Raw genomic sequence first — 6,302 nt, forward strand, 5'->3', positions numbered from 1 at the left:
TCTCTCTAACCTGAGTATCCTAGCATTGTTCCCAGTATTATTACTACTAATACTATCCATAAAGGGTGTCTTTTTCCTTTATCTTTCCGAAAGTCCTTGACTTGTTTTAGTTTTTCTATTAAGCTCAACATATATTTGAAAAGTTGCCGGTCACTCCTCATTTTACAAAGACAGTGATCGCTTTTACTTTTGATATTCTGATGGGAGAATGAAACAGCCCTACCCTTGATAAGGGGGGTGTCGATAGGCGGGGGGATCCCCTCTTAATCCCCCCTTAATAAGGGGGGCATCTGATAATTTTTAACTCCTACCTACTTAGTGGGTAAAATGTTTGTGTATAGGACATTTTGAAACCCGCGGATTTGCCATCGTGCAACAAATCATTCCCACTTCCATGGCGGGTTACGTCCCATAAATTCCCAACTCATTTTTTCCCCATGACTAAACCCTTAGACTCCCTGAAACAGCCCAATCCCTCGGAAAAAACAGCCCCTAGAGATGATTGGTTAGATAGCGAACTATCTCGTTTAGAAGATTATGAACCTTACGATTGGGGAGAAATAGATCCCTTAATGTTAGGCAAACCCGTACAATATGTTTCTAGTATTGGCTTAGTTGTCGAGGGTGGCAAAGATTGGGGTTGCTGATTTGCAATAGGAATCTTCTTGTGTGGGGTTTTTAAAACCTAGAGCTAAACTAACTTTTGGATAGGATGCACAGTTGGCATTCATAGCTTGAGTCAGCAACACCCCTCCCCAGCAACCCAAGTTAATCAGTGCGATTAAAACATGGCTAGAGGAAATAGAGGTTTAAGCGATGGTTAATCTTCTGGATCTTAGTCAGTTATACTAAGTATATCCATAACTTATACTTTTTAATAGCAGAACCGACTGAAGAGCAATATTTACCTATTCAGGTATTAGATACCCTAGCTTATCCATCTGCCAACCTAACTTAGTTGGCTGCTGATAAACCTTTTTTAAAGTGTTAATATCCCGGCTAGAAATCGGGGCAATATCTCTAGTTTGAGCGAAATACATCACATCCGTCTCTAGGGGACTATGACCCCAAATTCCCAAAGCGTGACCTAATTCGTGCCGCGCTGCCGCTAAGGCCGACCGATCGGCTAAATTAGGACTAATCTGGATACTCATCCGATGAGTTAAGCGATTTTCCTTGACAAAAATCTCGTATTGTGTTATGGCAGAACGCACCCGGGGCAGTTCTAACTTACCCGTTTCGGCATTAAAACGGACTCCCGACGGCGGTAACTCCCGTTTAATGAGGATATCGGCCAATTCTGCCCGATTTACCAACTCCATCGGCAAATACTGCCCCCATTCAGCGATCGCCTGTTGTACCAAACTCAGCCAAGAACTGCGATCGCTGTGAACATAAATCTTCACGGGAAATTGCGACCAAATCAACGCCCCCACGGGACTGATTTCCACAGCATCAAAATAATCCCCGGACTGGTTTTGCTCTTGCCATTGGGCTAAATTAGCGGGTAAAGGATGGGTTTTTAACTCCGGTAGCGATCGACTGTCGGCGATCAAAGAATAGGAAAACAGCAAAAGACTCGCCAAGGCCGCGAGTCCTAGAAAAGAGAACCGACCTCTCAGCATTTAGCGATTTAACCAGCCGGCACTTAGTACAATAGTTAGGGTGATAAATACCGTCCCCAACGCCCAAGTCACCTGATTTAAGGTTTTTTCCGCCGTTTTTGCGCTGGTAAAAATCTGTGATTGGCCGCCAATACCGCCAATACCATCCCCTTTGGGACTGTGTAATAACACCAAAATCGCCAGAAAGGCCGCCGCCAGCGCCCAAATAATCTGTACTACCAGCACCACTGTCATGATTATTACTCTCTATTTTCCATTACAAAGTATAGCAGTTATCAAGCCGTCAGCTTTGAATTAGTTATCAACTAGGGTCCTCTTCATCCTCTATATCCTCAAGTGTTAGTGGTGCTTGGGCGCTATGGCGAACATATAGTACATAAACCGTACTATCTCTAATTGTAAAAAGCACTCGATAGACATTTTTACCTTTCCCATAAAAAAGTTGTCGGACTTCTTTGGGTAGAAAAATCGTCTGTTCGAGCGCTAAAGCACAACGAGTTGGTTTCTCTTGCAGAGTCGCAATAGCATTCATTAATCCTCGAAACCAACGGTCAGCAAACTCGGCATTATAACCTCGATACCAGCGATAGGCTTTTTCGATCTGTGCCGTGGCAGTTGGGGTAATTTCAACCTGAAATACCATATTTTTCGGCCATTTCTTGGGCAAAATCGGCAAGAGGACGGGTTTTACCGGAGTTTATCTCCTCGAAACCTTGCTGAATCCCCTCGATGACCTCTAAATACTCCATCAGTTGTCTGAGCTTACTAGGATCGATTTGATCGAGAAAAGTGACCAGCACTTGTGAGCGATCGCTAATATCATTGGGTAACTCGGTTAGGTGTATTTGTCCATCTCGATAAACACCTTCGATGGTTTTCAGCATAAAATTCCCCTTTCTTGACTTTTTACTCGTTAAAGCGAGATGCGGACGGGAGTGCGACTGGCTTTAATTTCCACTTCGGCTGGTTTAATCAGCGATCGCCCGGTCATTTCTACTGGGACGGGAATTTGGAGAATTTCCAGGATAGTGGGGGCAATATCGGCTAAACGACCATCATCCCGCAGCTGCACATCGCCACCGTGGCCGGGTATTTTTCTTTGTTCCCCTTCAATTAAAATTAAAGGAACGGGATTAGTCGTGTGGGCCGTCCAAGGATTACCCGACTCATCCACCATCGTTTCCGCGTTACCGTGGTCGGCAGTGATTAACACTGTTCCCCCCAATTTATTGATGCTACTTAACAACTTAGCCAAGCATAGATCCACCGTTTCCACTGCTTTCATGGCCGCGTCTAAAATGCCCGTATGACCCACCATATCGGGGTTAGCGTAATTGACTACCACGAGACTATAGATACCCTGTTCGATCGCCGCAGAGACCGCTGCTGTCACCGCGGCTGCCGACATGGCCGGAGCTTGGTCATAGGTGGCGACTTTTGGACTAGGAATTAATTCGCGTACTTCTCCCTCAAAGGGTTTTTCTAACCCCCCATTAAAAAAGTAGGTGACGTGGGGATATTTTTCGGTTTCCGCACAACGAAACTGTTTTAATCCCTGTTGAGCGATCACCTGTCCTAAAATATTATTTAAATTCTGGGGAGCAAAGGCCACATCTACCGGTAATTTCGGATCGTATTGGGTGAAAGTAACAAAACTAAGCGGAGAAATTAAATCTCGATCGAAATCTTCAAAATCGGGCATAGTCAGGGCATGACATAACTGTCTAGCTCGATCGGGACGGAAATTATAGAATATCACCCCATCGTCCGCTTTGATCGCCCCCGGTGCAATTCTGGTGGGGGGAATAAATTCATCGGTAATATTTTGATCATAAAATGCCTGTAATACTTCAGTAATCGATCGCCCGTCGATACCTTGATCACTGGTCATCACGTTATAGGCTTTTTCCACCCGATCCCAACGGCGATCCCGATCCATGGCATAATAACGCCCACTGAGAGTCACCAGGCGACCGAGTTTAATTTTATTAATATGTTCTTGAATCCGTTTAATGGCCAGCATTCCGTCGGTAACGTTGGTATCGCGACCATCGGTGATGACATGAATGCAGACATCGCTAATCCCTTGCACTTTCGCTAAGTCTAATAATCCCAGTAAGTGATCGAGATGGGAATGGACTCCCCCCTCGGAACATAAACCAATCAGGTGTAATTTGCTTTTTTTAGGGCGAATCTCGGCGCAGAGTTTTAATAAAGCCTGATTTTGTTGAATCGAACCATCTTCGATCGCATCGGAAATTCGTACTAACTCCTGTGGTACAACTCGCCCCGCTCCGATATTCAGGTGGCCAACTTCCGAGTTGCCCATCTGTCCTTCTGGTAGTCCCACATCCTTAGCGGAGGTGCGGATTAAGGTGTGGGGATAAACTTCCCAGAGACTATCCATAATCGGGGTTTTCGCCATTGCGATCGCATTATCCGACCTTTGCGGGCGATAACCCCAACCATCAAGGATAACCAGTACGACTGGGGATATAGGTGCGTGGGTCATGATATACAGTCCTAAATCAAGAGTGGATTTCCATGCACTAAGATAATATCATCGAAACTTCCATTGATCACCGGTGTCGGGGCGATCGACCCCCTAATGTCAGCAAATGATGGGTATGTCTCAAAAAAACGAAACAACTGCTTTAATAATCGCTCTTTTAGCCACTGCGGGCATTTTAGGTGGGGGTTACTTTTGGCTGCAAAGTCAATGTGCTGCGGGTCAAGAATTCTTTCTCTGTGGCAGCAGTAAAAGTCCGCAAAAATCCCCCACATCGGGAAGTGCCTCCTCTCCGCTACCCCCTCCCCCTTCCCCCCAGGGAGTGGTCAGTTTTGCCCCACCGACTTCTATCCCCAGTGGCACGACAATTCGCATTAACGGCTCTACCAGTATGGTACAGATTAATCAAGCCTTAAAAGCCGCTTTAACGGCCAAATTTCAGGGGGTAGAAGTCTTGACAAATGCTCAAGGATCTGATAGGGGATTAGAGGAAGTGGCCCGGGGGGCGATCGATATTGCGGCGGTGTCACGACCTTTAACCGAGTCAGAACGCTCTCAGGGATTGGCTTCTAGTCCGATCGTCCGAGATGCGATCGCTATTGTGGTGGGAGTAAAAAACCCCTTTGCGGGGGGGTTAACCACTGCCCAAGTTAAAGATATTTTTACCGGAAAAATCACCTCTTGGTCGGAGGTGGGCGGTTCTGCTGCTACTATTCAAGTGATTAATCGTCCTCCTATTAGTGGCACTTATCAAAGTTTTCGTCAGGAAGTCCTGCAAGGGGGAGAATTTGGTACGGGAACTAATTTTCAAATGATGGAGAGGGATGCCACTACCCCGATTTTGCGAGTTTTAGGACTGAATGGCATTAGTTACGCAACCTATAGCCAAATTGCCGACCAAAAAACCGTCAGGGCGCTCGCTATTGAGGGAATTTTACCCAGTGAACCTAATTATCCCTGGCAGCGTACCCTTTACTACGTTTACAAAGAACCTGCTAGTGAAGCGGTCAAAGCTTTTATGGGTTTTGTGGCCTCTAGTGATGGTCAAGAAGCGATTTTTCGGGCCAATGAAGACCTACAAAAGTAGTCAGCGAGAATATCCGAAAATCTGGGAAATTTTACGCCTTGCATCACTAGGGTGAGCATTGCCTATTTTACTGTGGAGACGGGGAAGCATTGGGGCTTTGCAAGCTTTGGGACTGAATGGCATTAGTTACCCTACCTATAGCCAAATTGCCAATCAAAAAACCTGGGATTTAATGCTGGCAGCGGCGAAACGAGAAAAAGTTTGAGCAACTTTGTTAACTGCTGAGAAAACTTGGCTTTGATGAAAGAATACGAGGAAGTCATCATATTTTCATTCAAGAAGGAATTGAAGAAATTTTAAATCTACAACCCAAACAAGGAAAAGTAAAGACTTATCAAGTCAAACAAATTCGTAATCTAATTTTAAAATAGACCTCTTGCATAATTAATTTTTCAGGGTTCAAAAACGGCAAAAATAAGGATTAAATGGCATAAAGTCTGTAAATAGACCATTTAACTGATTATTATTCATTCTTAATTCTCCTGACTCCTGACTACTGGCTACTGACTCCTAACCCTAACAACAATTTTTGATTTTTACAAGAAGTCTAATATAAATTAGGAGGGAAAGATGAAAATTAGCTATGAATTAATTATTTATTGGAGTGAGGAAGATCAAGCTTTTATTGTTGAAGTTCCAGAATTAGCAGGATGTATGGCAGATGGAGAAACCTATCAAGAAGCTGTACAAAATGCTGAACTTGTTATTCAAGAATGGATTGAAACTGCAAAACAACTAGAACGAATCATTCCTGAACCAAAAGGACGACTATTATTTACCTAATGATGAAGTTTCTCTCGCCCCGGCTTGTGAATTGTAGCATATAAGGCGTGTCGCAGTTTTTGCAAACTTCGATCCAATAATCCTTTTCAACGAGGTTATCCTATCACCCAAGCACAGTGGCAAGCGATCGCCGCAACTGCTAAAATAGACATCGATCTAGGGTTGGCTGAATAAATCTAAAAACCTTGTTGGATAAGACTTTTAGACTTTTTTGACCTCAAAAAGTGCCAGCCATTGGAGGGATCGGGGCGAAAATTCCTGGACTTTTTCCCTGAAAATTAGGTAATTGACCGTCTGA

The 6,302-nt window shown here is 44.4% G+C and carries 10 protein-coding genes and 1 pseudogene; 5 read left to right on the forward strand and 6 right to left on the reverse strand.

The annotated features are described in order from the left end of the window. Nucleotides 1-8 precede the first annotated feature (8 nt). Nucleotides 9-131: pseudogene (locus O9290_RS11435) on the reverse strand (transposase family protein); the annotation flags it as partial. Nucleotides 132-437: 306 nt separating this feature from the next. Between O9290_RS11435 and O9290_RS11440 the strand changes: the two are divergent. Beyond that, on the forward strand, nucleotides 438-647 hold the full coding sequence (locus O9290_RS11440; protein WP_002761322.1) for a hypothetical protein: 210 nt from the start codon (nucleotides 438-440) through the stop codon (nucleotides 645-647). Nucleotides 648-908: 261 nt separating this feature from the next. On the opposite strand, the gene O9290_RS11445 is transcribed toward O9290_RS11440, so the two are convergent. The 5 genes from O9290_RS11445 to gpmI form a co-directional block, all read right to left on the reverse strand. Continuing rightward, on the reverse strand, nucleotides 909-1,625 hold the full coding sequence (locus O9290_RS11445; protein ID WP_288025559.1) for a peptidase: 717 nt from the start codon (nucleotides 1,623-1,625) through the stop codon (nucleotides 909-911). Further along, a complete protein-coding gene (secG, locus tag O9290_RS11450) occupies nucleotides 1,626-1,859 on the reverse strand; it encodes a preprotein translocase subunit SecG (RefSeq protein WP_002736485.1) in 234 nt (77 codons plus the stop codon). 67 nt (nucleotides 1,860-1,926) lie between these two features. Next, a complete protein-coding gene (locus O9290_RS11455) occupies nucleotides 1,927-2,268 on the reverse strand; it encodes a type II toxin-antitoxin system RelE/ParE family toxin (protein ID WP_002761318.1) in 342 nt (113 codons plus the stop codon). Then, nucleotides 2,252-2,509, reverse strand: coding sequence for a hypothetical protein (locus O9290_RS11460; RefSeq protein WP_002761316.1), 258 nt, complete (start codon nucleotides 2,507-2,509; stop codon nucleotides 2,252-2,254). The genes O9290_RS11455 and O9290_RS11460 overlap by 17 nt, the downstream gene beginning before the upstream one ends. Before the next feature lie 29 nt (nucleotides 2,510-2,538). Next, nucleotides 2,539-4,137 carry a 2,3-bisphosphoglycerate-independent phosphoglycerate mutase gene (gene gpmI / locus O9290_RS11465; RefSeq protein WP_288054614.1) on the reverse strand — a complete coding sequence of 533 codons (1,599 nt, stop codon included), beginning with the start codon at nucleotides 4,135-4,137 and terminating at the stop codon, nucleotides 2,539-2,541. A gap of 106 nt (nucleotides 4,138-4,243) precedes the next feature. Between gpmI and O9290_RS11470 the strand changes: the two genes are divergently transcribed. From O9290_RS11470 to O9290_RS11485, 4 genes are all read left to right on the forward strand, one after another. After that, on the forward strand, nucleotides 4,244-5,221 hold the full coding sequence (locus O9290_RS11470) for a phosphate ABC transporter substrate-binding protein (protein ID WP_288054615.1): 978 nt from the start codon (nucleotides 4,244-4,246) through the stop codon (nucleotides 5,219-5,221). 58 nt (nucleotides 5,222-5,279) lie between these two features. Continuing rightward, a complete protein-coding gene (locus O9290_RS11475) occupies nucleotides 5,280-5,426 on the forward strand; it encodes a hypothetical protein (RefSeq protein ID WP_002761310.1) in 147 nt (48 codons plus the stop codon). Nucleotides 5,427-5,442: 16 nt separating this feature from the next. After that, nucleotides 5,443-5,592: a type II toxin-antitoxin system HicA family toxin gene (locus tag O9290_RS11480; protein WP_223213041.1), complete on the forward strand. Its 150-nt coding sequence runs from the start codon at nucleotides 5,443-5,445 to the stop codon at nucleotides 5,590-5,592. A gap of 199 nt (nucleotides 5,593-5,791) precedes the next feature. Then, entirely contained in the window at nucleotides 5,792-6,004 is a 213-nt protein-coding gene (locus O9290_RS11485) for a type II toxin-antitoxin system HicB family antitoxin (protein WP_002761308.1), read from the forward strand. Nucleotides 6,005-6,302 lie beyond the last annotated feature (298 nt).

Origin of the sequence: Microcystis sp. LE19-41.2A (assembly GCF_027530405.1) — a bacterium.
Taxonomy (GTDB): Bacteria; Cyanobacteriota; Cyanobacteriia; order Cyanobacteriales; family Microcystaceae; genus Microcystis; species Microcystis aeruginosa.

What these genes read in the sequence shown, in the direction of transcription:
- O9290_RS11440 (WP_002761322.1), top strand. Translation starts at nt 438, where the DNA reads ATGACTAAACCCTTAGACTCCCTGAAACAGCCCAATCCCTCGGAAAAA.
- O9290_RS11445 (WP_288025559.1), bottom strand. Translation starts at nt 1,625, where the DNA reads ATGCTGAGAGGTCGGTTCTCTTTTCTAGGACTCGCGGCCTTGGCGAGT.
- secG (WP_002736485.1), bottom strand. Translation starts at nt 1,859, where the DNA reads ATGACAGTGGTGCTGGTAGTACAGATTATTTGGGCGCTGGCGGCGGCC.
- O9290_RS11455 (WP_002761318.1), bottom strand. Translation starts at nt 2,268, where the DNA reads ATGGTATTTCAGGTTGAAATTACCCCAACTGCCACGGCACAGATCGAA.
- O9290_RS11460 (WP_002761316.1), bottom strand. Translation starts at nt 2,509, where the DNA reads ATGCTGAAAACCATCGAAGGTGTTTATCGAGATGGACAAATACACCTA.
- gpmI (WP_288054614.1), bottom strand. Translation starts at nt 4,137, where the DNA reads ATGACCCACGCACCTATATCCCCAGTCGTACTGGTTATCCTTGATGGT.
- O9290_RS11470 (WP_288054615.1), top strand. Translation starts at nt 4,244, where the DNA reads ATGATGGGTATGTCTCAAAAAAACGAAACAACTGCTTTAATAATCGCT.
- O9290_RS11485 (WP_002761308.1), top strand. Translation starts at nt 5,792, where the DNA reads ATGAAAATTAGCTATGAATTAATTATTTATTGGAGTGAGGAAGATCAA.